The sequence below is a fragment of the Paraburkholderia sp. BR13444 genome (assembly GCF_040948755.1).
GTDB lineage: Bacteria > Pseudomonadota > Gammaproteobacteria > Burkholderiales > Burkholderiaceae > Paraburkholderia > Paraburkholderia youngii.
Window position 1 is genome coordinate 888,083 of record NZ_JBFPKM010000002.1, and the last position, 23,384, is coordinate 911,466.

Here is a 23,384-nt window from a genome sequence, read left to right on the forward strand (position 1 = left end):
ATGTATCTCCTGATGGCTAAAAAATCCGTTTATGTTCGCCTGGTCGGACATCCGGTTCGGTGCGTTGCCCCGCGCAACCACGAGGGGCGCGACGGCAACGCGACGCAACCATCAGCCGAGAGCGGCCTTGACCGTCGCCACCACGTGCTCGACGGTGAAACCGAAATGCTTGAACAGCACACCTGCCGGGGCCGATTCGCCGAACGTGTCGATGCCGACCACGCCGCCTTCCAGACCCACGTACTTGCGCCAGAAATCCGACACGCCCGCTTCGATCGCGACGCGGCGCACGCCGTGCGGCAGCACGCGTTCGCGGTACTCGGCGTCCTGCTTGTCGAACACGGTCGTCGACGGCATCGACACGACGCGTGCGGCAATGCCTTCGCGCGCGAGCGGCTCGACGGCCTTCATCGCCAGTTCGACTTCGGAGCCCGTCGCGATCAGGATGATCTTACGCGCGACGATCTCTTCGTCCCAGTCGCGCAGCACGTAGCCGCCCTTCTCGATGTTGGCGATCTGCGCGTCGGTGCGCTCGTTGAACTGCAGGTTCTGACGGCTGAAGATCAGGCACGACGGACCAACATGCTCGATCGCATGGGTCCAGGCCACCGCGGTTTCGACCGTATCGGCCGGACGCCACGTTTGCAGATTCGGGATCAGGCGCAGGCTCGCGACGTGTTCGATCGACTGGTGGGTCGGGCCGTCTTCGCCGAGACCGATCGAGTCGTGCGTGAACACGAAGATCGACTGCGACTTCATCAGCGCGGCGACGCGCAGCGCGTTGCGGCTGTAGTCCGAGAACGTCAGGAACGTGCCGCCGAATGCCTTGTAGCCGCCATGCAGCGCGACGCCGTTGATCGCGGCGCTCATGCCGAATTCGCGCACGCCGTAGTTCACGTAGTTGCCGGCGGCACGGCCTTCGGCGTTCACGCGCACCGGCTTCGCGGCCTTCCAGTTGGTCAGGTTCGAGCCGGTCAGGTCGGCGGAGCCGCCGAGCAGTTCGGGCAGCACGGCCGACAGGCCTTCGATGGCCTGCTGCGACGCCTTACGCGTCGCGACGGTCTCGGCGCGTTCGTTCGCGCCGGCGATGATCGCCTTTGCCTTGTCCTTCCAGTCGGCCGGCAGCTGCTTCGCGCTGCGGCGCTTGAACTCGGCCGCTTCCTGCGGATACTTGGCCGCGTAGGCGGCGAACGCCTTGTCCCATTCGGATTCGAGGCGCGCGCCCGCGTCCTTCGCATCCCATGCCGCGTAGACTTCCTGCGGAATCACGAACGGCTCCCACTTCCAGCCGATCGCTTCGCGCGTTGCCGCGATTTCCTTGTCGCCGAGCGGCGCGCCGTGCGAGTCGTGCGAGCCCGCCTTGGTCGGCGCGCCTTCACCGATCACGGTCTTGCAGCAGATCAGCGTCGGCTTGTCCGACTGCTTCGCCTGCTTGATCGCCGCGTCGACCGCGTCGACGTCATGGCCGACCACGTTCGGTATCACGTTCCAGCCGTACGCTTCAAAGCGCTTCGGCGTGTCGTCGTGGAACCAGTGCACCACTTCGCCGTCGATCGAGATGCCGTTGTCGTCGTAGAACGCGATCAGCTTGTTCAGCTTCAGCACGCCCGCGAGCGAGCAGGCTTCGTGCGAGATGCCTTCCATCAGGCAGCCGTCGCCGACGAACACATACGTGTGGTGGTCGACGATCTTCGCGTCGGGCTTGTTGAATTCGGTGGCGAGCAGCGACTCGGCGAGCGCCATGCCGACCGCATTCGCGAGGCCCTGTCCGAGCGGACCGGTGGTCGTCTCGACGCCCGGCGAGATGCCATATTCCGGGTGACCCGGCGTCTTCGAATGGAGCTGGCGGAAGTTCTTCAGCTCTTCCATCGGCAGGTCGTAGCCGGTCAGATGCAGCAGCGAGTACAGCAGCATCGAGCCGTGACCGTTCGACAGCACGAAGCGGTCGCGATCGGCCCATTGCGGGTTCTTCGGGTTATGGCGCAGATGACGCGACCACAGGGCAACGCCGATTTCGGCCATGCCCATCGGCATGCCGGGGTGGCCGGAGTTCGCCTTTTGAACGGCGTCCATGGACAACGCGCGGATCGCGTTGGCCATCAGGGAAGTGGGTGCGGGAGACGGGGTCGTCATGTCGAGTCCGGAGACAGAGTCAGAAAGCGGGGCGCGCTTGAGGCCCGGAAGCTCGGCGGCCAGTTCGCTACGGCGCACGATGCGGCGCCAGGAGACGCGAAACGGGCAGAGCAAGCGGACAAGGCTGAAAGCGTCACATTCTAGCAGAAGGTTAACCCCTAGCCGGCCGGAAAGCCGCCCGGCCGCGCGGTTCAACGCACTCCGCCCGGCGGCGGCATTCACGATTCGAGCAGCTGATTTGCCCACGCTGCCGATCGAGCCCGTCCGCCGTGAACGCCCCGCTATTGTTCCAGCCTTGTGCCGACGCCGTCTACGGATTTCCTCATGCACGCCTCGATCGGCTCGATGCGCGGATGCCTATCGAGCTCCGCGACGACCCGCCCGATTCGCACGCTCGCCGAACGTCTCGCCGCGCGCGGCATCGATTCGCTGCATCATGACGAACCGGCCCTGCACGCGGGGCTATTCTCGGCAGCGCGAACGGCGCGCGATAAACTGAGTCCGACGACGAAACCATCCATTTGAAGCGTGGACACCTGGAGCGAACCGGTTCGAGCGAAGCCGGCATGCTGCGCCGGAGCGAAACCCGCAACAGTGGCCACGCTGCCCCACGAGATCCGGAGAACTCCATGACCGCTCCCCGCCCCGCCGGTGTGCCCTGGCTGACCCCCTATCTGACGGTGCGCGACGCGCGCGCGTCCACGGCGTTTTTTTCGGCGGCGTTCGGCTTCGACGTGCGCGACAGCGTGCAGGACGACGGCGTCGTCATGCACGTCGAGATGACCTACCAAGGCCAGTTGATCGTGATGTTCGCACCCGAAGGCGCGTTCGGCTCGACCGCGAAGACGCCGAAAAGCGCGGGCACGATTGCGCCGCAATCGTTCTATGTCTATGTCGAGGACGTCGATGCCGTGTATGCTCGCGCGCTCGCGGCTGGCGCGAAGTCGCTGAGCGAGCCGCAGGACCAGTTTTGGGGCGACCGCTTCGCGCAGGTCGAAGATATCGACGGCTATCGCTGGGCGCTCGCCCGCCACCTTTCCTGAATCCGAGAGTCTTTCGTCGATGCCCCGTTTTTTTGTTGATGCGCTGCTTTACCCCGACGACGTGATCGCATTGCCAGACGACGTCGTCCGCCACGTGGCCGTGCTGCGTTTGCAGCCTGGCGATTCGCTCGTGCTGTTCAACGGCCAGGGCGGCGAATACGGCGCCGAACTCGTCGAGGTCGAGCGCCGTTCGGCTCGCGTGAAAATTGGCGAATTTCGCGCGGTGGAGGTCGAGCCGCCGTATCGGCTGACGCTCGCCCAAGGCATCGCCGGCGGCGACAAGATGGACTGGCTGATCGAGAAGGCGGTCGAACTCGGCGCCTCTGGCTTCGTGCCGCTCGCGACCGCACGCAGCGTCGTGCGGCTGACCGGCGAGCGCGCGCAGCGGCGGCAGCAGCACTGGCAAGGTGTGGTGCGGGCGTCGTGCGAACAGTGCGGGCGTAATCGGCTGCCGGACGTCATGCCGGTGTGTGAGATTGGCGCTTGGCTCGATACCCTGTCGCGCGAACCGGCACCTGACGAGTTGCGCCTGCTGCTGTCGCCACGCGCGAGCATCGGTTTCACTGCGCTGCCGGACGCGCCGCCGCCTGGCGGCGTGACGCTGCTGATCGGCCCCGAAGGCGGCCTTTCCGCCGACGAGGAAGCCGCCGCCGTTGAACAGGGCTTTGCCGCGGTGGGCTTGGGACCGCGTGTGCTGCGCACCGAGACCGCAGGGATCGCGGTGCTTGCTGCGCTTGCGGCGCGCTGGGGCGGTTGGTAAGCGGGAGCTAGCTTGCGCCAAACACCGCCACAAAAGCAAAGGCCCGCCAATTAGCGGGCCTTTATCGTCTGTAGCGCGACGTTCGCCGTCAGAGCCAATCAAGTACGCCTGAACAGGTGAACATCCGGCGAGCCTCAGGCGAACGAGTAAAACACCCGGAACGCGACCTTGCGCTCGGCCCAGAATTCGGCCGCTTCGCGGAACACGTCGAGCAGCGTCTCGCGCCCTTCCTTGTCGAATTTCTGCGCGATCGGCAGGTGTTCGAGCACGATCACGAAGCCGGGCTGCGCGCCGGCCTTGTGCACGAGGTCGGTAAGGCAGTCGTAGAGCGCGTCGTAGTTCTTGCCGAAATGCTTGGGAAACAGGAACGACGTTGCGATCGTCTCGAGCACTTCCTGCTTCGACGCGGCATTCGCGCAGTATGCATACAGAAAGTGCTGGCCAAGGTGGTTGGCCTCGTCGGCGAGATCCTGCACGCGGAACGCGCGGATCGACTGCACGATGTTCGGCCGCACCGTCCTGAAAAGGCTCATGGGCTCTTCGTTCGATGAAACCACCGTGCCAGCCTCGCTTTGGTTGTCGCGACCCTGCTCGTCGGCGCGCATCTTCATGACGCGTTGGAACAAATTGCCGTCGCCGGCCGCGAAAAGATCCGTCGCGACTCCGGAATCGTGCGCGTAGATGTTGTCGCTCATGCCGTTCATCCCAATGTCATTCAACAATACGGTTAAAACTGGTGTAATGGTCGTCCGAGTAATAACAATTGTCGGTTCGCTGTAGCGGACCTCCGCAGACGATGCGGCGCGCCCCGCGATTACGCGCGTGAGGCGTGGGGACGGTGTATTCGTGGTAATAGCCGCGCCGATGAGCGGGCAGCACCCGTTCGTAGTTGCCGAATACGATGCCGTCCTTCTGATACGGGTAAGGCCCGCCGGTAGCAATGAGGTTCAACGTATCGACCGCCTCGCGCGGCAATTGCGCCAGCGCGATGGTGCCTACCCGCGCTTCCGCCGCAGCTGGCGCCGAGTAGTCTCGCGCCAGCGCCTCGGGCGTCGAACTTGACAACGCGCAGAGCGCGGCAGCACCGATCAGCACGCCTTTCATGCGCAACCAGTTGCGTGCCATGTATCAGGTTTCCCGCTGTAAGACCACGAGTTTGACGACCATGAAAGTCGTAAGGGTATCGCTAATAGCCTTTGGAATCAACGTTCGACGGCCGGACGACACCCCGCCTCACGGCGCGGAAAGCCGGCCATCGGGGCTTTGACGACTTTTGACAGAATGTTTAGCTCGATCAGGCTAAACTGAGCTCAACCGTGATCGAGCGCAGCGCAAGCGATGCAAGCGGCCGGTGGCCGGGGCGCTCGCTCGCGGTTGTCAAAGCCTGGAACCACTCAGCCGAAAGGCTGTGTCATTGCCATTTTTCGGGGTGGCGATCCCCAGCTTGCCCTGAGGGCGTGCCCATTGCGGGCACGCCTTTTTTTTCAGGGCGCGCCGGTTGGAGAACCGGCGCCGGGCCTGTCGCGGCCCGGTCACGATGCGCGCTTAGCGGGTCGCGCTGACGTCCGCAACCAGGAGCGCCGCCATGTTGACGATCCGGCGTACGGTCGCCGACGGCGTCAGCACGTGCACCGGCTTGGCCGCGCCGAGCAGGATCGGGCCAATCGCGATGTTGTTGCCGGCCGCCGTCTTCAGCAGGTTGTACGCGATATTGGCGGCATCGATGTTCGGCAGCACCAGCAGGTTCGCGTCGCCTTCGAGCGTCGAATCGGGCAGCACTTCGCGGCGCAGATTGGAGTCGAGCGCGACATCGCCGTGCATTTCGCCGTCAATCTGCAGCTCCGGTGCGCGTTGACGCAGGATCTCGAGCGTATCGCGCATCTTCTGTGCGCTCGGCGCGTTGCTCGAACCGAAGTTCGAATGCGACACCAGCGCGACTTTCGGCTCGATACCGAAACGACGCACTTCCTCGGCCGCCATGATCGTGATCTCAGCCAGCTCGTCCGGCGTCGGATCGACATTCACGTGCGTATCGACGAGGAAAATCTGCCGATTCGGCAACACCAGCCCATTCATCGCCGCATACACCTTCGCGCCCGGCTTCTTGCCAATCACCTGGTCGATGAAATGGATATGGCGGTGCGTCGTGCTGACCGTGCCGCAGATCATGCCGTCCGCCTCGCCCTTCCTGACCATCATCGAGCCGATCAGCGTGGTGCGGCGGCGCATCTCGAGCTTGGCCATCTGCGTGGTGATGCCCCTGCGCGACATCATCTTCGCGTATTCCTGCCAGAACTCACGGTAACGTTCGTCATGATCCGTGTTGACGACCGTGTAATCCTGCCCGGCGATGAGCCGCAGGCCATAACGCGCGATCCGCTGTTCGATCACGGCAGGCCGGCCGATCAGGATCGGTTTGGCGAGCTTTTCGTCGACGACGATCTGGATTGCGCGAAGTACACGTTCCTCTTCGCCTTCCGCGAACACGATGCGCTTCTTCTCCGGCTCGACGCTGCGCGCGAGCTGGAAGATCGGCTTCATCGTCGTGCCGCTGTGGTAGACGAATTGCTGCAGATGCTGCGCGTACGCGTCCATATCCTCGATCGGACGCTCGGCGACGCCGCAGTCCATCGCGGCCTTCGCCACCGCGGGCGCGACCTTCACGATCAGACGCGGATCGAACGGCTTCGGAATCAGATACTCCGGTCCGAACGACAGATCCTGGATGCCGTACGCAGTCGCGACGATGTCGCTCTGCTCCTGGCGCGCCAGTTCGGCGATCGCGTTGACGGCGGCGATTTCCATTTCGCGCGTGACCGTCGTCGCGCCGGCGTCCAGCGCGCCGCGGAACAGGAACGGGAACACCAGCACGTTGTTGACCTGGTTCGGGTAGTCGGTGCGGCCTGTGCACAGCACCGCGTCCGGACGCACCTCGAGCGCGAGTTCCGGCAGGATTTCCGGCGTCGGGTTCGCGAGCGCGAGGATCAGCGGCTTGGCGGCCATCTTCTTGACCATGTCCTGCTTGAGCACGCCGCCAGCCGACAGGCCGAGGAATACGTCCGCGCCGTCGATCACCTCGGCGAGCGAGCGCGCGCTGGTTTCACGCGCGAAACGCTCCTTGTCCGGGTCCATCAGTTCGGTACGGCCCTTGTAGACGACGCCCGCGAGGTCGGTCACGGTGATGTTTTCGAGCGGCAGGCCGAGGTCGACCAGCAGGTCCAGACAGGCGAGCGCCGCCGCGCCCGCGCCCGAGGAAACCAGCTTAACTTCCTTGATGTCCTTGCCAACGACCTTCAGACCGTTGGTGACTGCCGCCGCGACGACGATCGCGGTGCCGTGCTGGTCGTCATGGAAGACCGGAATCTTCATGCGCTTGCGGCATTCGCGTTCGACGATGAAGCAGTCTGGCGCCTTGATGTCTTCGAGGTTGATGCCGCCGAAGGTCGGTTCGAGCGCGGCGATCACGTCGACCAGCTTGTGCGGATCGGTCTCGTTGATCTCGATATCGAACACGTCGATGCCGGCGAACTTCTTGAACAGGACGGCCTTGCCTTCCATGACCGGCTTGGACGCGAGCGGGCCGATGTTGCCGAGACCCAGCACCGCGGTACCGTTCGTGACGACGCCGACGAGGTTACTGCGCGCGGTGAAGCGCGCGGCGTTCAGCGGGCTCTCGACGATTTCCTCGCACGCAAATGCGACGCCAGGCGAATACGCCAGCGCGAGGTCGCGCTGGTTGATCATCTGCTTGGTCGGGGCGATCGCGATTTTGCCGGGAGTCGGAAACTCGTGGTAATCGAGGGCTGCTTCGCGGAGTTTGGTAGTGACGGGATTCGACATAAGGCGGGCTTCGGAGTGCAGATTAGAATAGACGTTCGACGGCATTGTAGCCCCAATTGCCTACGCAATTCCTTCAATACGGGTACAACTGCCGCGACTGAAACAGCGTGAAAGCGCGTTGCCCGTCGCACGGGGTGGTCCGGTGCTTGCGAAGGCGCACTATGCTCGAACCTGGCCACCTACGCTATTTCTACGCTCCTTCTCCGCTCATCGTCCGCCATCATGCTTTCCGAGTTTTCGCTGATCGACCGCTTCTTCGCCCGCCGCGCCGCCCACGCGCGGCCCTCTACTACCGAAAACGGCGCGCTCGGCATCGGCGACGACTGCGCGTTGCTGGCACCGCCTGCCGGCGAAATGCTCGCGATATCGACGGACATGCTGGTCGAAGGCCGTCACTTCTTCGCAGATATCGATCCCGAAGCGCTCGGTCACAAGGCGCTCGCGGTCAACCTGTCGGACCTCGCCGCGATGGGCGCGCGCCCGCAGGCGTTCACCCTTGCCTTCTCGCTGCCGCAAGCCGACGAAGCCTGGCTATCGGGGTTCAGCGAAGGCCTGTTCGCGCTGGCCGCGCGCTACGGTTGCGAGCTGATCGGCGGCGATACGACGGGCGGACCGCTCAATCTGTGCATCACGGTGTTCGGCAGCGTGCCGCCGCAAACGGCATTGCGCCGCGATGCCGCGCAACCCGGCGACGACATCTGGATTTCCGGCACGCTCGGCGACGCGCGCGCCGGCCTCGGCGTGCAGCGCGGCGAATGGTCCGCCGATCCGAACGACGCCGCGGCGTTCCGCCAGGCACTCGAACGCCCCGAGCCGCGCATCGCGCTCGGCCTCGCGCTGCGCGGCGTCGCACACGCGGCGCTCGACCTGTCGGACGGACTCGCCGGCGATCTGCTGCATATCCTCGAGCGCTCGTCGGTCAGTGCGAGCGTCGACGTCGACGCGGTGCCGCGCTCGGCCGCGCTGCGCCGCCTGCCTCCCGAGGTCCAGCAGCGCTGCACGCTCGCCGGCGGCGACGATTACGAGCTGTGCTTCACCGCGCCCGGCGCCGCGCGCGCCGCGGTCGCGGCCGCCGCGCACAAGGCCGCTGTGCCGGTCACTCGCATCGGTACAATAAGCGCACTGGAGGCGGCCACCGACCGCCCGGCCATCGCGTGGCGCAACGCCACCGGCGTGCCGCTCAATTTGACCTTGCAAGGTTTCGATCACTTTCATGCAGAATGACCCCCCGCTCGGCCCCGCCGACGACTTCCTCGGCAGCGAGCCGCCGCAAGTACCAGGACCGCGCGCGCCGAAGCCCGCTCAGCCACGCCGCGCAACCGCGCGCTTCATGCTGTCGCATCCCGTCCACATCCTGTCGCTCGGCTTCGGCAGCGGGCTGTCGCCCGTCGCGCCGGGCACGATCGGCACCCTGTTCGGTTGGGCGTCCTTCGCGGTACTGAGCCGCTATCTGACCGTTATCGAATGGGGCGTGCTGATCGGCGTCGGCTTTCTCGCCGGCATCGCGCTGTGCGGCTTTACGGCGAAGCGGCTTGGCATCGAGGACCCGTCGGCGGTCGTGTGGGACGAAATCGTCGCGTTCTGGCTCGTGCTGCTGATGGTCACGCCTGCCACGCTCGCCGCTCAGATGTGGGCGTTCGTGATCTTCCGCTTCTTCGACATGGTGAAGCCGCCGCCGATCGGCTACTTCGACCGCCGGCTGAAAGGTGGCTTTGGCATCATGTTCGACGACCTGATCGCCGCGTTCTTCACGTTGCTCGTGATTGCGCTGTGGCGGATGTCGGTTTGAGCGCTGCCCGAGTGCTATCTGAGCACCGTTCGACTCTTTCGGTCGCCACCCGGCCCCTGCCGTTCGCCGCGCCTCACGGCCGGCTTCGTTTTCCGGATTGACTGACGCCATGCCCACCGATTCCGTCGTTCACCAGCTTGCGATCCGCGTGAGCAACCGTCTGCGCGACGAGCGCCTGATGCTCGTGACCGCCGAGTCCTGCACGGGCGGCATGGTCGCGACCGCGATCACCGACATCTCGGGCAGCAGTGGCTGGTTCGAACGCGGCTTCGTCACGTATTCGAACCAGGCGAAGAGTGAAATGATCGGCGTGCCGGCCGACCTGATCGAAAAGCACGGCGCGGTCAGCGAACCGGTCGCGCGAGCGATGGCCGAAGGCGCGCTGCGCAACAGCCGCGCGCAAGTGTCGCTGTCGATAACCGGCGTCGCTGGGCCCGGTGGCGGCACCGAAACCAAGCCGGTCGGCATGGTGTCGTTCGGCTGGACCAACCGGCTGCATACGTCGGTGGAAACGAAGATTTTCAAGGGCGATCGCGAGCAGATCCGCGTGCAGGCGGCAGCGCACGCGCTGCGCGGTCTGCTGGCGCTACTCGACGAACGCGAGCATTGAGCGGCGCCTGACTATTTCTGGGGAGGCGGACAATGCCGGATTCGCGCGCGATCGCTGATGACCTGATCCGTCGCTTCGACCTGAAGCCACATCCTGAAGGCGGCTTTTTCGCGGAGACTTATCGCTCGGCCGCGCGCGTGCTGCGCGCCGGCGAAGCGAGCGAGACTGAGAACACTCGTGCGGCATCGACCGCGATCTATTACATGCTGTGCGACGGCGCGCATTCGGCGTGGCATCGGATCCAATCCGACGAGGTCTGGCATTTCTACGCCGGCGAGCCGCTGCTGGTTCACATGCTCGATGAAAGCGATGCTGCCGGCGGTGCGCTCGTCACGCACCGGCTAGGCAATCCGCTCACGCATCCCGACACGGTGTATCAGGCCGTCGTGCCGGCCGGCATGTGGTTCGCGGCTGAGTGCGCCGATCCGGCGTCGTTCGCGCTGGTCGGCTGCACGGTCGCGCCGGGTTTCGAATTCAGCGAGTTCGAACTCGCGGAGGTCGATGCGCTGAAGGCGCGGCATCCGCGCCATGCGGAGTTGATCGGGCGGCTCGGAGCGGCGCGCTGACGCGCCGCTCGTCGATTCAACGAAACGCGTTGATCCGGTCGCGGGTGTCCTTCGCGGCCTGCGCGGCCGCTTGCGCGAAGTCGTCGCCCTTGCCCGCGTAGATGATCGCGCGCGAAGAGTTGATCAGCATGCCGGTGCCGTTCGCGGTGCGTCCGGCGCTCACGGTGGCCTGCACGTCGCCGCCTTGCGCGCCGATGCCCGGAATCAGCAGCGGCATGTCGCCGACGATCCCGCGCACCACTTCGATTTCCTTCGGAAACGTCGCGCCGACCACGAGCCCCAGCTGGCCGCTCGCATTCCACTTCTGCGCGGCCAGTTGAGCGACGACCTGGTACAGCGGCCGGCCGCCCGTCTCGAGAAACTGCAAGTCCGAGCCGCCCGCGTTCGACGTGCGGCACAACACGATCACGCCCTTGCCCGCGTGCTCGAGATACGGTTCGATCGAATCGAAACCCATGTACGGATTGACCGTCACCGCGTCCGCCTGGTAGCGCTCGAACGCCTCGCGCGCGTACTGCTCGGCGGTGCTGCCAATATCGCCGCGCTTGGCGTCGAGAATCACCGGCAGGCCCGGATGGTTCGCGTGAATGTGGGCGATCAGCTGCTCGAGCTGGTCTTCCGCACGATGCGCGGCGAAGTAGGCGATCTGCGGCTTGAACGACGACGCGTACGGCGCGGTTGCATCGACGATCGTGCGGCAGAACTCGAAGATCGCATCGGCGCGGCCCGCGAGCGCGCCCGGAAATTTGCTGGGCTCGGGATCGAGCCCAACGCACAGCAGCGAGTTCGTGCGCTGCCAGGCGTCGTTGAGTGTCTGGATGAAGTTGGACATGGTGAGTCTCGCGGCGAGCCGGTAATCGGGGGAGGCGCGTATTTTACCCGTCCCACGATCGCCATCCGTCGATGGCGGTCACCGCGCGGCCCGCACCTCATTGGCGGTAGCAGCGCCAGCCGCCCTTGCGGCGGCCCGGCGGCTACGGCGACAACTACTGCCTGCGCCGCGCGCCACGCCCGCCCGGCATCGAGCGCAGCCCAGTCCGCTCGACGGTGAAGCGGAACGTGCGCGTCAACCGCTCGCCGCGCTTGAGCAGCGTCATGCCGTTTTCGCTCGCGCCGCCGGCCAGGTTCATCGCATTGATCGGATGATCGACCGGCTCGAAGCAGAAGAAGTCTTCGCCGGGCGGGGTGTACAGCACGTAGTAGTCGGTATCGGCGGCGATGTTCAGCGACAGCCGGCGCTTCGGCCACACCACCGCCGCCTGGCCGCTCCAGCCGGTGAACGCGTGATTGACGATCGTCTCCGGCAGCGGATACGCGACGCCGAACTGCCACGCGGGCGGCGCCGGCACGTGGCGCACCGGCAGCCAGTCGTCGCCCGACAGCCACAGGCCGCCAGCCGCCGCCGACAGCTCGGTGTCCGCGTCGCGCACAAAGAATGGATGCACGCCGAGCCCGAACGGCAGCGTCTCACGGCCGGCGTTTTCGATTTCGAGCGCGATGACGAGCGTCGGGCCGTCGAGCGTGTAGGTTTGCGTCGCGCGGAACGCGTACGGCTTGCCTTCGCTGCGGTCGAGCGCGAGGCGCACGTGCTCGCGGCCCGCGTCGAGCACCTGCCATTGCGCGAGCCAGCCGTCGCCGTGAATCGGCAGGGGTTCCTCGGCGCGGTTGCGAGGCACCTCGACGCGCCGCCCGCCCACGCTGAAATGACCGCCGCCGATGCGGTTCGAGTATGGCAACAGCGGATAGCAGGCCAGCTGGTTCGGTTCCGTATCGACACCGACTTGACTGCAGCGCCGGAAGATCGGCGTCAGTGCGCCGTCGTCGCGCCAGTCGAAGCGGGTCACGCCGCCGCCGAGCGTCGGTGCGACATCGAGACGCAATTGCGAGTTGGCGAGCGTGATGCACGCGACATCGCCGGCACTGCCCTCGCCGAGCGCCACCGCCGACGTGCTCGGGCCCGCCAGCACGGGATTGGCCGCCGCGGCAAGTCGCGAGCGTCGCGTTTGAGAGGTTGGGGATGAGGCTGAAACGAGATTCGCAACAGTCATATCTGGCTCCATCGAGAGGCGTGGGACGTTGCCGTCAGGGTTGACGGGAGTTGCGGGCGATTTTTTTATGACCAATTCGCCTCGAGTCCGAACTGCATGCTGCCGATTCGTTGCCGGCCGGTCGCGGGCGTATCGCTCGCGGACCGAAACTGCTACATCGACTTCTGCTTCACCTTCAGGATCGCGGCCCCGGCGCGCGGCCGGGGCTGCGTCATTCTGCGCTAGATAGGCGCGCCCTGGAACAGCGGTTCCACAACACCACGCCGTGAAAGCGTCGCGACGAACAGGTCGCCCGCGAGCGTATCGGCCGCGCGCGCCGTTGCATCGAGCTCGGCGTAGGCGCTCGTGATGTACAGCGTGTCGAGCGCCGTCTCGCCGCGGGCGCTGCCCGGGGCCTCGCCGAGCGCGGCACCGCCGATCGCGACGCAGCTCGGCTGCGTGGTCGGCACGTCGATGCGCTCGGTTTCCACACCGTCGTGACCGTAGCGCACCACGCGCGCGCCGCCCCACTGCGCGTTCCACAGGCCGCCGTCGCTGTCGACGGTCGAGCCGTCGGGGATGCCGTTCGCATCGGTTAGACGCGTGAACAGGCGATCGTTCGCGATGCTGCCGTCGGCGCGATAGTCGCACGCGCGGATTTCACGCGTCGGCGAATCGCAGTAGTACATCGTCGCGCCGTCGGGACTGAATGCGATGCTGTTCGAAATTGCCGGCGCTGGCAACGGTAAGCGTTCGAGCGATAGATCGTGATTCAACCGATAGAAGCCGCCGACCGTCTGCCGTTGCCCGCTTTCGTCCTTGGTGCCGAACACGAAGCGCCCTTGCCGATCGCAGCGGCCATCGTTCACGCGCGTGTTCATGCCGGGCTCGACGTCGACGATGTGCTGCGTGCTGCCCTTCTCCAGATCGAAAAACGCGAGATGCGATGCGAGCCCGAGCAGCACGTAGCGCGGGTTTTCGCACAGCGCGAAGGTGGCGAGCCGCTCGGGCATGCCGAATGAATCGCTGCGGCCGTCGGCCGGATCGTAGCGCCACAGCCGCGCGCCCTCGATGTCGGTCCAGTAGAAACGGCCGCTGCGGGCGCACCAGGTCGCGCCTTCGCCGAGTTCGCACTGCGCGTCGAGCAGCAGCGTGGCCCGTTGCACGCGCGGGCTGCCGCTCACGCCCAGCCTCCGTCGACGACGATGTCCTGAGCGGTGATCATGCGGCTGTCGTCGGCGGCGAGGAATAGCGCCATGCGCGCGAGGTCGGCCGGCATCAGCTCGGCGTCGATGCACTGGCCTTCCTTGATCTGCCGGCGGCCGTTGTCGTCGAGCCACAGGCGCAGCTGCTTCTCGGTCATCACCCAGCCCGGCACCAGCGTGTTGACGCGGATATTGAAGTGGCCGAGGTCGCGCGCGAGCCCGCGCGTGAGCCCCTGCACCGCCGACTTCGAGATCACGTACACCGGATAGCCGCCGTTCTTCAGCATCCAGCTGATCGAGCCGAGGTTGATGATCGAGCCGCTGCGCGCGGCCTTCATGTCTTCCATCACGGCCTGCGCCGCGAAGAACTGGTGGCGGATGTTCACGGCGATGCCGGCGTCGAACGACTCGCGCGTCACGTCGGCGATCTGATGGCGCTTGTCGTTCGCCGCATTGTTGATCAGCACCTGGATCGGACCCAGCGCCGCCTTCACGTCGGCGATCGCTTTTTGCAGCGCGTCGACATCGGTCAGATCGCACGGGAGAAAGAGCGGCTTGTGCTTCGAATCGCCGAGCTGGTCGGCGAGGGCTTCGCCGGCGCTCGCATCGATATCGAAGAAAGCGACGCGCGCGCCCTGCGCCGCGAAGTGCTCGACGAACGATGCGCCGATGCCGGTCGCGCCGCCCGTGATCAGCACCGTACGGTCGACGAGGCTCGGATAGCGCGCGTACGCGGTGTCAGAGAGGCTGGCGTTTGCATTGGCCGGAGACGACATCGTTCGATTCCTTTATGAGCTTGGGATGAGGTGAAAGCGGCTCAGTCGCGCGAGCCGCGGTTCTTCAACTGGTCGAGCAACACGGCCGCGAGCAGGATCGCGCCGCGCACCAGGTACTGGTAAAACGCGTCGATGTTCAAGAGGTTCATCACGTTCTCGACCGTGCCCATGATCAGCACGCCGATCACGACACCGGAGATCGTCGCGCGGCCGCCCAGCAGCGACACGCCGCCGAGCACGCACGCGGAGATCACGTTCAGCTCGAAGCCTTCGGCGGCGTTCGGCTGACCCGACGTGATACGCGACGCGAGAATCACGCCGGCGAGCGCGGTGACGGCGCCCTGGATCAGGAAGATGTAGACGCGAGTGCGCTCCACGTTGATACCGGCCAGGCGCGACGCTTCCGGATTACCGCCGATCGCGAGCGTATTGCGGCCGTACACGGTCTGGTTCAGCATCACGCCGAACACGATGAAGCAGATCAGCGTGACCCAGATCGGCAGCGACACGCCGAAGAACGTCAGGCCGCCCAATGCGATGAAGGTATCCGACGATACGCCGACCGCCTGACCATGCGACACGATGAAGCCGAGGCCGCGGACGATTTCCATCGTCGCGAGCGTGGTAATCAGCGCATTGATGCGCAGATAAGCGATCACCGCGCCGTTGACGAAGCCGATCACCGCGCCCGCCGCGACCGCCGCGATGATCGCGATGACCGTGCTGTCGGTCGCGTTGAGCACCATCGCGCACAGCACGCCGGCGAACGCGACGGTCGAGCCGACCGACAGGTCGAAGTCGCGCGACGCGAGACAGAACATCATCGTGCACGCGACCATGCCGATCTGCGAGATCGACAGCGCGAGGCCCAGCATGTTCTCGATCGAGAAGAAATGATCGACGGTCAGCGACATCGTGACGAACATCACGATGAAGATCACGATCAGGCTGTACTCGGTGATCTGCTGCCACCACTTGGCCTTGTCGGTAGGCTGCGGAATCAGCGCGTCGGCCGCGCTCTTGGCGGCCTGCTGCGCGAGGTTTTCTCTGGCTTGCATGTTCAATACTCCTCCCCGTCCCCACGGGTTGCGGACTCTCGTCCGGATAAGGTTCAGGCCGCGCGCGAGCCGCTCTGGTTGGCTGCGTTCGCGTTCGTATTCGACTCAGCAGGTAGCGCGGTCGAGCTCTGCGGCAATGCGAGGCTCAGCACCGACTGCTCGGTCGCGTCCTTGCGCGCGAGCTCGCCGGAAATGCGGCCCTGGCGCATCACGACGATCCGGTCGGACACGCCAAGCACTTCCGACAATTCCGACGAAATCATCACGATCGCGCAGCCGCGCTCGGCGAGCTGATAGATCACGTTATAGATCTCGTGCTTCGCGCCGACGTCGATGCCGCGCGTCGGTTCGTCGAGAATCACGACTTTCAGATCAGGCTCGGCGAGCCAGCGCGACAGAATCGCCTTCTGCTGGTTGCCGCCCGACAGGAAGCGGATCTTCTGCCGGCGATGCGGCGTCTTGATCTTCAGCAGCTTGATGAATCGGTCCGCCGTCTGCGCCTCTTTCTTGCGATCGAGAAACACGCCCGCACGCAGATAGTGACGGCGGCAGCTGATGTTGATGTTCTCCGCGACGCTCGCCATCGCGACGATGCCCTCTTCCTTGCGATCCTCGGGGCACAGCACGATGCCGTGTTTGATCGCCTCGCCCGCGCTGCGCACCTTGATCGGCTTGCCGTCGAGCACGAGTTCGCCGCCCTTGCGATGCTCGGCGCCATACACCAGATGCATCAGCTCGCTGCGGCCCGCGCCGACGAGTCCGAAGAAGCCGACGATCTCGCCGCGCCGCACCTCGAAGCTGGCCGGCTGCGCGAGCGGATGACCTTCGATCGCCTTCGCCGCGAAACGCACTTCGCCGAGCGGCCGCGCCGTATAGCTATAGATGTCCGAAATTTCGCGCCCGACCATCTCACTGACGATCGTGTCGCGCGACACGCCTTCGAGCGTCGGATGCGACGCGACCTTGCGGCCGTCGCGGAAGATCGTGCACGCGTCGCACAGCTCGTAGATCTCGTCCATCCGATGCGAGATGTAGATCATCGCGCGGTTGTCGGCGCGCAGATCGCGCACCAGCTTGAACAGCACCTCGGTCTCGCGATGCGACAGCGAGCTGGTCGGCTCGTCGAGCGCGATCACACGCGCGTTGCGCATCAGCGCCTTGCAGATTTCGACCATCTGCCGCTGCGCGATCGAGAGCTTGCGCAGTTTCGCGTTCGGATCGAGCGCGACGCCCATCGCCTCGAGCCGCTCGCGCACGAAGCGCTTCGCCTCGCGCTTGTTGACCCAGCCGAGCGAATTGGGCAGCTGGCCAAGCAGCAGATTTTCCGCGACCGTGAGGTCGGGCACGTACTGCAGTTCCTGGTGAATCACCGCGATGCCGGCAGCGATCGAGGCGGCCGCGCTCGGAAAGCGCACCTCGTTGCCGTCAATCATCATGCGGCCCGAATCGGGCTGATACTCGCCGCCGAGAATTTTCAGCAGCGTCGATTTTCCCGCGCCGTTTTCGCCCATCAGGCCGTGCACCTGGCCGACGTTGACGTCGAAGGACACACCGTCGAGCGCACGCACGCCTGGAAAAACCTTGCCGATATTGTCAAAACGTAGCGTCGCTGACACTTCGCCTCCTCATCCCTCATGTAGACCGTACGCGCGCCGCCCTCCGCAACAGGCAGAGAAAGCGGCGCGCCGGCGGTGTACTTCATGTCACCGCAAGACCCGCGATTACTTCGACGCGAGGCCCATCTTCTCGCGCACTTCGCCGACGTTGTCGCGCGTCGCCAGCATGCCGGTCGTGAGCGTCAGCAGCGGCGGCTCCTTGCCTTGGGTGATCCACGAGTACATCAGTTCCGAGGTTTCCTCGCCGTGGCGCTTCGGGCTGATGATCACGGTGCCGAAGAAGCCCGTCGGCTGCGGCTTCTTGAACTCGTTCAGCGCGGAGTCCGAGCCGCCGATGCCGATGCCGATCATGTTGTCGGCCTTGAAGCCACGGCCTTCCGCCGCGCGCACCGCGCCGAGCACGCCTTCGTCGTTCAGCGCGTAAGCGACCCAGTGCTTGAACTGCGGGTTCTTCGTCAGCGCGATGTTGGCGGCGTTGAAAGCGTTTTCGGTGTCGGTCTTGGCTTGCGGCGCGGTGACGATGTTCGCTTTCGGGAAGCCCGCGGCGACGAGGGCGTCGGTCGCGCCGGTGGTGCGGTCATGCGCGGTCGGGAGCTGCTCATAGGTCACGTCGATCGCGCCGACGTCCTTCATGTCCCAGCCGCGCTTCTTGATTTCAGCCGCGATGCCGTCGCCGACCTGCTTGCCGATGTTATACGCCGAGATGCCCATATGCGGCACCGCTTCGATCGGCTTGCCCGCGCCGTCGACGAGGCGGTCGTCGACCGTCATCATCTTCAGGCCGTCGGCCTTCGCCTTCGCGACGATACCCGGCCCGAGCTTGACGTCGGGCGTGCAGATCACGAAGCCCTGCGCCTTCTGCGCGGCGAGGTTATCGATTGCGCTCATCACCTTCTCGCCCGACGGCGCGCCGATTTTCACGAGCGTGAAGCCCTTGTCCTTGGCGGCGATCTCGGCGAACTTCCATTCGTCCTGGAACCACGGCTCTTCCGGCTGCTTCACGACGAAGCCGATCTTGACCGTATCGGCTGCCTGTGCGGCCGGCGCATTGAAGAGCACACCCGTCGCCGCCGCTGCCAGCGTGAGGAAAATTCTACGTTTCATGATGCGTGTCTCCTGACTAATTGATAACGAGAAGGTAATCGGCCGCGTCTTCTTATACCGGTCCTGACACACGCGGCCAGCGCGTCGTCCGGTGTTCTGTGCGTCTCCTGGCGATGCGAATTCAGTCGTGATACAGCGCCGAGCGGCCGCCATCGACGGTGACGCAGCTCGCGTTGATGAACGGCGCCTCGTCCGACGCGAGGAACACCGCGGTCATCGCCACCTCCTCCGGGCGGCCGATGCGCTTCATCGGTTGCAGATCGAGCGTCGCCTGCTGCGCGGCGGCCGGATCGGGCTGCTCGTTCCACCAGTCGTGCGTCAGCTGCGTCTCGATGTAGCCCGGCGCGATCGCGTTCACGCGCACGTTGCACGGCGCGTACTCGATGCCGAGCGCGCGCGTGAGGCCGATCACGCCATGCTTCGCGACCGGGTACGGAAAGCAGCCCGGAATGATCTTGAACGCGTGGGTCGACGCGATGTTCACGATGCTGCCCGCGCCGCGTTCGACCATCCCCGGCAGTACCGCGCGACAGCCATTCCACACGCCGTCGAGATCGACCGCGAAGCAGCGCCGCCAGTCGGCGTCGGTCATCGTCAGCGGATCGCAAAACACGTTGATGCCCGCGTTGTTGACGAGGATGTCGAGCGCACCAAACGCGCGCTCGCCTTCGCTCACCGCATGCCGCAGCGACGCGGGTTGGGTCACGTCGGTCTGCACCGCGAGCACGCGCGCGCCGGCGCCGACTTCCGCCTCGATCCGCGCGGCCGTGCGCTGCGCCGTGTCGAGATCGAGTTCCGCCAGCACGACCGCCGCGCCCTCGCGCGCGAACGCGAGCGCGATCGCCGCGCCGATGCCGCGCCCGGCGCCGGTCACGAGAGCGGCCTTGCCGGCGAGCCGGTTCATTTCTTCGCTCCTGCGCGGGCGATCCGCAGACCGTTGATGAACGCCTTCGCATGCGACGCGGTCACCGCCGCGCTCTGGCCCGGCTTGTACAGCGCCGAGCCGAGGCCGAAACCGTTGGCGCCGGCGCTCAGGAACGGCCCCATGTTGTCCGGGTTGATACCGCCGACCGGCACGAGCGGCACCTGCGCGGCGATCACCGCGCGCCATGCCTTGACGACCTGGCAGCCGAGCTGCTCGGCGGGGAACATCTTCAGCACGTCGGCGCCGTTCTTCAGCGCGATGAACGCTTCGGTCGGCGTCGCGACGCCGGGCGCGCAGGCAAGGCCGCGCGCCTTCGCGGCAATCACGACTTCGGGGTCGCTGTGCGGCATCACGACGAGCTCGCCGCCCGCCGACTTCACTTCGTCGACGTAGAGCGGATGCAGCACGGTGCCCGCGCCGACGATCGCGTCGGCCGGCAGCACCTTGCGGATCGCGGAGATGCTGTCGAAAGGCTGCGGCGAATTGAGCGGTACTTCGACGATGCGGAAACCCGCTTCGTACAGCGCTTGACCGTGATCGGCCGCGTCGGCGGGCGTGACGCCGCGCATGATCGCGATCAGCGGACAGACTTCGAACGCGGCGATCAGACCCGCGTGCGGCATGTACGGTCCGGGCAGATTGATATGTGGTTGCATGTCGGTTCCTTGTTTCGTGAGCGTCGTAAAGGGCTCTGCCGCCGGTCAGCCCGCGCGCGCCGCCTGCGCGGACGGCTGCACGAGCCCCGCTGCTACGGCAACGCGCCACAGCCCGCGTTCGGTCGCGTGCCTGACCGGCTCCGCGCGCAGACAGCCGAATTGCGCGAGCGCGAGGCGGTAGCGCTCGCACAGCGCGTCGTTGCCGATCAGCCGCAGACTCTGCTGCGCGAGCGAGCTGCCTTGCTGCGCGAGTACCGCTTCGAGGCCGGCGAGTTCGTGTCCGATCAGCAGGCCCGACAGATAGTCGGGCTGTGCCTCGCTCGACAGCGCGCCGGTCAGGCCGAGCGTGCGCGTGCTGAACACGGTCGCGAGCACACCCGCCTGACCTTTCTCGCGCGCGATGTTCACGCCGCGCAAAAATGCTTCGGTATCCGGCCGATCGGGCGTGACCATCGTGCGGCCGAGAATGGTGTGCTCGCGCAGCGCGGCGAATACCTCGCCGGTCATGAAGGTATGAAAACGCTCGATGCGCTCCGCCTGCACGACCGCCCATTTCGCGTGCGTGCCGGGCAGGCCGATCAGTGAGCGGGCGTTGCTGTCGACGGCGCTCGCGTCTTGCGCGCCGTTCGCGTCCGCGCTGAGCGCGCCGAAAATCTGTGTCTCCTCACCGCGCATCACGTTCGGCAACTCGCCGCGTTGCAGCACGCCCGGCACGATGTGCAGCGTCGCGCCGCGCGCGGTCGGCACGCGGACGATGCCGGCCACCAGCGCATCGGCGTTGGCGGGCGTCTCGACATACGGCGCTTCGAGCCAGCCTTGCGCGCTGCCCACCATCCCCGCGGCGATCACCGGCACGCCGCGCGCGTGCTCGAGCCACGCGCCGCAGGCGTCGTCGAACGCCGCGTCGAAGCCGCTCTCGGCCGCGCTGCGCGGCAGATTCATGATGCCGGCCGTCGATGCGCGCGTCGCCAGCACGCGACCGTGCGCGTCGAACAGATAGGCGCGCAGCGACGTCGTGCCCCAGTCGAGCGCGATCAGCGCGGCATGCGTGAAATCGACGGCGGCGGTATCTGTGCCATCGGTCGCGTCCGGCTCCCCGCCCGAGGTGGGCGCGGCGGGCGCCTGGTGGTTCGCCAGCGTGGCGGTGCCCGCTTGTTTCATCGCTTGATCCTGCGCGTGGCCGGTTGCGGTGCGCGCCAACCAAGTTCTTCCGAAATCGCGCGCGCCTCGCGCTGCACGACCGGAATCAGTTCGTCCATCCGTTCGTGCGGCATATACGGAATCGTGCTCGCCACCGACAACGCCGCGACGATCGCGCCCGACGCATCGCGCACCGGCGCCGCGACGCAACGGATCGACGCTTCGTTCTCTTCGAGATCGAACGTGTAGCCGCCGGCCGCGTAGTTCGTCATGCGCTGCAGGAAGGTCGGCGCGTCGGGGCGGTTGTCGGGCTTGAAGCTGACCCCCGCGAGCGCGCGGCGCGACGCGTCGAACAGCGACTGCCATGCGTCCGGCGTGAGGTCGAGCATCATCGCCTTGCCGATGCCGGTCGACGCGAGCGGCATCCGATGGCCGACGCGCGAGCGCATTTCGAGGCCGCGCGTGCCAGGGATCTTGTCGATGTACAGCACGTCGTCGCCATCGCGCACGCCGAGGTGGATCGTGTCGAGCGTCTGCTCGGCCAGCGACTGCAGGTGCGGACGCGCGACGGCCGTCAGCGGCATCTGTTCGAGCGCGATCGTGCCGAGCTCGATCAGCTTCGGCCCGAGCAGATAGCCGCCCTGCACCTGACGCAGATAGCGCGCCTGCACGAGGCTGCTGACGAGTCGATGCGTGGTGCTGCGGGTGGTGCCGAGCGCGGCGCCGAAGCTGCGCAGATCGCGCACGCCGGCCGCCGCCGCCTCGAGAATCGCGAGGCCGCGCAACAGTGTCTGTGTGCCGGCCTGCTGCGGCGTGATTTCCAGCAATGTGACCGGCAGCCCGAGTCCGTCGACGGTTGCCGCGCGCTGCACCGGGCGCGACGCCCTCGCGGTAGCGGACGCACTGGCGGCGACATTGGCGGTGACGGCTGAAGCCTCGCGCGGCGCGGGATTCGCGGCACTGTCCGGCCCGCCGTTCGACCCCGGCGCCGCCTCGGCCGGGCTAGCCCCGTGAGTAGGCATCGCTTTGTTCATGGCGATTCGCTTTCCGATGGTTTCTGCGCTTAGCGCGCGGGGCCGGAGCACAGGGCGGGAATGCGTGCGGCGCCGCGCTCGCGCGGCTGCTGTGGTTGGCTGCCAGACATGTTGGCCTCGTCTCCGGTTTTTCTGTCGCGGTTCGCTGTTTCGGCGCGCTGGAGCGCCTACTTGCGATGCATGTTGGCTTGGATTGTAGGGCGACTTTTGATAATCACCAATATGTGAATGTTGAGTCCAGATACTGAGATTTTAGTAGGCGATCAACTGTTTAGCGGGACGCCGTGCCTCGGCGAAAAGACGCAAAAAAACCCGCGCAAGGCGGGCTTCGAAGACGGAAAACCAGGCAGATCGACGGCGCTTTTCAATCCGGCAATTCGGCCGCGCCCATCCGCCGCGCGATGACTCGCGCGCGTTGGGCGAGATACGCCGAATTCCTGTGTTCATCGAAATATTTGGGGCGCGGCAGCATCACCGCGAGCCGCGCGGACTGCGCGGCCGTGAGTTTGCTCGCCGAGGTCTTGAAGTAGTACTGCGCGGCCGCCTCGGCGCCGTACACGCCGTTGCCCCATTCGACCGAGTTCAGATAGATCTCGAAGATGCGCTGCTTGTCCATCAGCGTTTCGAGCATCCACGTGATGATCAGCTCCTGGCCCTTGCGGATATAGCTTTTCTCGCGCGACAGGAACAGATTGCGCGCGAGTTGCTGCGAGATCGTCGAGCCGCCGCGCACGATCCGGCCTTGCGCCTTGTTGCGCTCCCATGCCTGCAACATCGCGTCGGTTTCGTAGCCCTTGTTGGTAACGAAGTTCGCGTCCTCGGACGCGATAATCGCGCGCTTCAGGTTGCGGGAAATCTGCTCGTACGGCACCCACGTGCGCTGCACCGACAGATCCGGCCGGTCCTGCGACAGACGCCACGCGTCCGAGCGCATGAACGCGGTCGAGCGCGGATTGACGACGTTCCAGATCGCGATCTGCGCGAAGTAGTACGCCTGCGTCGCGAGCCAGGCGATGGCCACGACCGCGATCAGCCAGGCGAGCCAGCGCAGCGGGCCGGCCTGGCCGCGCGAACCGCTGGCGCGCCGCGTCGCTGTCATGGT

Annotated in this window: 23 protein-coding genes; 7 read left to right on the forward strand and 16 right to left on the reverse strand. The window is 65.9% G+C overall.

What is annotated here, in order from left to right:
- Positions 1-111: 111 nt before the first annotated feature.
- The gene (tkt, locus tag AB3X95_RS08500) at positions 112-2,133 is read right to left on the reverse strand and encodes a transketolase (RefSeq protein WP_368621068.1); all 2,022 of its coding nucleotides are present in this window, start codon (positions 2,131-2,133) and stop codon (positions 112-114) included.
- A 324-nt stretch (positions 2,134-2,457) separates the two neighbouring features.
- On the opposite strand from tkt, the gene AB3X95_RS08505 reads away from it, so the two are divergent.
- The 3 genes from AB3X95_RS08505 (at position 2,458) to AB3X95_RS08515 (ending at position 3,936) form a co-directional block, all read left to right on the forward strand.
- Positions 2,458-2,658, forward strand: a complete 201-nt coding sequence (locus AB3X95_RS08505; RefSeq protein ID WP_176365591.1) for a hypothetical protein — start codon at positions 2,458-2,460, stop codon at positions 2,656-2,658.
- A gap of 104 nt (positions 2,659-2,762) precedes the next feature.
- Positions 2,763-3,176, forward strand: coding sequence for a glyoxalase/bleomycin resistance/extradiol dioxygenase family protein (locus AB3X95_RS08510; RefSeq protein ID WP_008923880.1), 414 nt, complete (start codon positions 2,763-2,765; stop codon positions 3,174-3,176).
- Between the two features lie 19 nt (positions 3,177-3,195).
- Positions 3,196-3,936 (forward strand): 16S rRNA (uracil(1498)-N(3))-methyltransferase, encoded by a 741-nt coding sequence (locus AB3X95_RS08515; RefSeq protein ID WP_368596380.1) that lies wholly within the window; start codon positions 3,196-3,198, stop codon positions 3,934-3,936.
- Between the two features lie 134 nt (positions 3,937-4,070).
- Here AB3X95_RS08515 and AB3X95_RS08520 read toward each other — a convergent pair whose 3' ends face one another.
- From AB3X95_RS08520 to AB3X95_RS08530, 3 genes are all read right to left on the reverse strand, one after another.
- Positions 4,071-4,631 (reverse strand): barstar family protein, encoded by a 561-nt coding sequence (locus AB3X95_RS08520; RefSeq protein WP_013090542.1) that lies wholly within the window; start codon positions 4,629-4,631, stop codon positions 4,071-4,073.
- 16 nt (positions 4,632-4,647) lie between these two features.
- Positions 4,648-5,061, reverse strand: a complete 414-nt coding sequence (locus AB3X95_RS08525; protein ID WP_176121849.1) for a ribonuclease — start codon at positions 5,059-5,061, stop codon at positions 4,648-4,650.
- 420 nt (positions 5,062-5,481) lie between these two features.
- Positions 5,482-7,821 (reverse strand): NADP-dependent malic enzyme, encoded by a 2,340-nt coding sequence (locus AB3X95_RS08530; protein ID WP_368621069.1) that lies wholly within the window; start codon positions 7,819-7,821, stop codon positions 5,482-5,484.
- A gap of 177 nt (positions 7,822-7,998) precedes the next feature.
- Here AB3X95_RS08530 and thiL point away from each other — a divergent pair, with 177 nt between their 5' ends.
- The 4 genes from thiL (at position 7,999) to AB3X95_RS08550 (ending at position 10,741) form a co-directional block, all read left to right on the forward strand.
- Positions 7,999-9,000, forward strand: a complete 1,002-nt coding sequence (gene thiL, locus AB3X95_RS08535) for a thiamine-phosphate kinase (RefSeq protein ID WP_368621070.1) — start codon at positions 7,999-8,001, stop codon at positions 8,998-9,000.
- The gene (locus tag AB3X95_RS08540) at positions 8,990-9,565 is read left to right on the forward strand and encodes a phosphatidylglycerophosphatase A (RefSeq protein WP_184226480.1); all 576 of its coding nucleotides are present in this window, start codon (positions 8,990-8,992) and stop codon (positions 9,563-9,565) included. Before thiL ends, AB3X95_RS08540 begins: the two co-directional genes overlap by 11 nt.
- Positions 9,566-9,674: 109 nt before the next feature.
- The gene (locus tag AB3X95_RS08545) at positions 9,675-10,175 is read left to right on the forward strand and encodes a CinA family protein (RefSeq protein ID WP_013090547.1); all 501 of its coding nucleotides are present in this window, start codon (positions 9,675-9,677) and stop codon (positions 10,173-10,175) included.
- Between the two features lie 32 nt (positions 10,176-10,207).
- Positions 10,208-10,741: a cupin domain-containing protein gene (locus AB3X95_RS08550; RefSeq protein ID WP_176121854.1), complete on the forward strand. Its 534-nt coding sequence runs from the start codon at positions 10,208-10,210 to the stop codon at positions 10,739-10,741.
- Positions 10,742-10,757: 16 nt separating this feature from the next.
- On the opposite strand, the gene pyrF is transcribed toward AB3X95_RS08550, so the two are convergent.
- The 12 genes from pyrF to mtgA form a co-directional block, all read right to left on the reverse strand.
- On the reverse strand, positions 10,758-11,573 hold the full coding sequence (pyrF, locus tag AB3X95_RS08555; protein ID WP_062124713.1) for an orotidine-5'-phosphate decarboxylase: 816 nt from the start codon (positions 11,571-11,573) through the stop codon (positions 10,758-10,760).
- 154 nt (positions 11,574-11,727) lie between these two features.
- Entirely contained in the window at positions 11,728-12,789 is a 1,062-nt protein-coding gene (locus AB3X95_RS08560) for an aldose 1-epimerase (RefSeq protein ID WP_176121857.1), read from the reverse strand.
- 221 nt (positions 12,790-13,010) lie between these two features.
- Positions 13,011-13,952 carry an SMP-30/gluconolactonase/LRE family protein gene (locus tag AB3X95_RS08565; RefSeq protein ID WP_368621071.1) on the reverse strand — a complete coding sequence of 314 codons (942 nt, stop codon included), beginning with the start codon at positions 13,950-13,952 and terminating at the stop codon, positions 13,011-13,013.
- Positions 13,949-14,749, reverse strand: a complete 801-nt coding sequence (locus AB3X95_RS08570) for an SDR family NAD(P)-dependent oxidoreductase (RefSeq protein WP_176121859.1) — start codon at positions 14,747-14,749, stop codon at positions 13,949-13,951. Before AB3X95_RS08570 ends, AB3X95_RS08565 begins: the two co-directional genes overlap by 4 nt.
- 41 nt (positions 14,750-14,790) lie before the next feature.
- On the reverse strand, positions 14,791-15,807 hold the full coding sequence (gene araH / locus AB3X95_RS08575) for an L-arabinose ABC transporter permease AraH (RefSeq protein ID WP_176105037.1): 1,017 nt from the start codon (positions 15,805-15,807) through the stop codon (positions 14,791-14,793).
- A gap of 53 nt (positions 15,808-15,860) precedes the next feature.
- Entirely contained in the window at positions 15,861-17,423 is a 1,563-nt protein-coding gene (gene araG / locus AB3X95_RS08580; RefSeq protein WP_176365585.1) for an L-arabinose ABC transporter ATP-binding protein AraG, read from the reverse strand.
- Positions 17,424-17,528: 105 nt separating this feature from the next.
- Positions 17,529-18,527 carry an arabinose ABC transporter substrate-binding protein gene (locus AB3X95_RS08585; RefSeq protein ID WP_176121862.1) on the reverse strand — a complete coding sequence of 333 codons (999 nt, stop codon included), beginning with the start codon at positions 18,525-18,527 and terminating at the stop codon, positions 17,529-17,531.
- 121 nt (positions 18,528-18,648) lie between these two features.
- The gene (locus AB3X95_RS08590) at positions 18,649-19,431 is read right to left on the reverse strand and encodes an SDR family oxidoreductase (protein ID WP_176121864.1); all 783 of its coding nucleotides are present in this window, start codon (positions 19,429-19,431) and stop codon (positions 18,649-18,651) included.
- Positions 19,428-20,108 carry a 2-dehydro-3-deoxy-6-phosphogalactonate aldolase gene (locus tag AB3X95_RS08595; protein ID WP_176105033.1) on the reverse strand — a complete coding sequence of 227 codons (681 nt, stop codon included), beginning with the start codon at positions 20,106-20,108 and terminating at the stop codon, positions 19,428-19,430. Before AB3X95_RS08595 ends, AB3X95_RS08590 begins: the two co-directional genes overlap by 4 nt.
- 45 nt (positions 20,109-20,153) lie before the next feature.
- A complete protein-coding gene (locus tag AB3X95_RS08600; protein ID WP_176121865.1) occupies positions 20,154-21,269 on the reverse strand; it encodes a 2-dehydro-3-deoxygalactonokinase in 1,116 nt (371 codons plus the stop codon).
- Positions 21,266-22,282 (reverse strand): IclR family transcriptional regulator, encoded by a 1,017-nt coding sequence (locus tag AB3X95_RS08605; RefSeq protein WP_368621072.1) that lies wholly within the window; start codon positions 22,280-22,282, stop codon positions 21,266-21,268. The genes AB3X95_RS08600 and AB3X95_RS08605 overlap by 4 nt, the downstream gene beginning before the upstream one ends.
- 364 nt (positions 22,283-22,646) lie before the next feature.
- Complete coding sequence (gene mtgA, locus AB3X95_RS08610) at positions 22,647-23,381, reverse strand: monofunctional biosynthetic peptidoglycan transglycosylase (protein ID WP_368621073.1); 735 nt, start codon at positions 23,379-23,381, stop codon at positions 22,647-22,649.
- Positions 23,382-23,384: the final 3 nt, after the last annotated feature.

Excerpts from the sequence above, each read along its gene's own strand:
- thiL (WP_368621070.1), top strand. The coding sequence starts at position 7,999 with ATGCTTTCCGAGTTTTCGCTGATCGACCGCTTCTTCGCCCGCCGCGCC.
- AB3X95_RS08560 (WP_176121857.1), bottom strand. The coding sequence starts at position 12,789 with ATGACTGTTGCGAATCTCGTTTCAGCCTCATCCCCAACCTCTCAAACG.
- pyrF (WP_062124713.1), bottom strand. The coding sequence starts at position 11,573 with ATGTCCAACTTCATCCAGACACTCAACGACGCCTGGCAGCGCACGAAC.
- AB3X95_RS08520 (WP_013090542.1), bottom strand. The coding sequence starts at position 4,631 with ATGAGCGACAACATCTACGCGCACGATTCCGGAGTCGCGACGGATCTT.
- AB3X95_RS08590 (WP_176121864.1), bottom strand. The coding sequence starts at position 19,431 with ATGAACCGGCTCGCCGGCAAGGCCGCTCTCGTGACCGGCGCCGGGCGC.
- AB3X95_RS08585 (WP_176121862.1), bottom strand. The coding sequence starts at position 18,527 with ATGAAACGTAGAATTTTCCTCACGCTGGCAGCGGCGGCGACGGGTGTG.
- tkt (WP_368621068.1), bottom strand. The coding sequence starts at position 2,133 with ATGACGACCCCGTCTCCCGCACCCACTTCCCTGATGGCCAACGCGATC.
- AB3X95_RS08545 (WP_013090547.1), top strand. The coding sequence starts at position 9,675 with ATGCCCACCGATTCCGTCGTTCACCAGCTTGCGATCCGCGTGAGCAAC.
- AB3X95_RS08525 (WP_176121849.1), bottom strand. The coding sequence starts at position 5,061 with ATGGCACGCAACTGGTTGCGCATGAAAGGCGTGCTGATCGGTGCTGCC.
- AB3X95_RS08530 (WP_368621069.1), bottom strand. The coding sequence starts at position 7,821 with ATGCCGTCGAACGTCTATTCTAATCTGCACTCCGAAGCCCGCCTTATG.
- AB3X95_RS08570 (WP_176121859.1), bottom strand. The coding sequence starts at position 14,749 with ATGTCGTCTCCGGCCAATGCAAACGCCAGCCTCTCTGACACCGCGTAC.
- AB3X95_RS08595 (WP_176105033.1), bottom strand. The coding sequence starts at position 20,108 with ATGCAACCACATATCAATCTGCCCGGACCGTACATGCCGCACGCGGGT.
- AB3X95_RS08505 (WP_176365591.1), top strand. The coding sequence starts at position 2,458 with ATGCACGCCTCGATCGGCTCGATGCGCGGATGCCTATCGAGCTCCGCG.
- AB3X95_RS08550 (WP_176121854.1), top strand. The coding sequence starts at position 10,208 with ATGCCGGATTCGCGCGCGATCGCTGATGACCTGATCCGTCGCTTCGAC.
- AB3X95_RS08600 (WP_176121865.1), bottom strand. The coding sequence starts at position 21,269 with ATGAAACAAGCGGGCACCGCCACGCTGGCGAACCACCAGGCGCCCGCC.
- AB3X95_RS08605 (WP_368621072.1), bottom strand. The coding sequence starts at position 22,282 with ATGAACAAAGCGATGCCTACTCACGGGGCTAGCCCGGCCGAGGCGGCG.
- AB3X95_RS08510 (WP_008923880.1), top strand. The coding sequence starts at position 2,763 with ATGACCGCTCCCCGCCCCGCCGGTGTGCCCTGGCTGACCCCCTATCTG.
- araH (WP_176105037.1), bottom strand. The coding sequence starts at position 15,807 with ATGCAAGCCAGAGAAAACCTCGCGCAGCAGGCCGCCAAGAGCGCGGCC.
- mtgA (WP_368621073.1), bottom strand. The coding sequence starts at position 23,381 with ATGACAGCGACGCGGCGCGCCAGCGGTTCGCGCGGCCAGGCCGGCCCG.
- AB3X95_RS08515 (WP_368596380.1), top strand. The coding sequence starts at position 3,196 with ATGCCCCGTTTTTTTGTTGATGCGCTGCTTTACCCCGACGACGTGATC.
- AB3X95_RS08540 (WP_184226480.1), top strand. The coding sequence starts at position 8,990 with ATGCAGAATGACCCCCCGCTCGGCCCCGCCGACGACTTCCTCGGCAGC.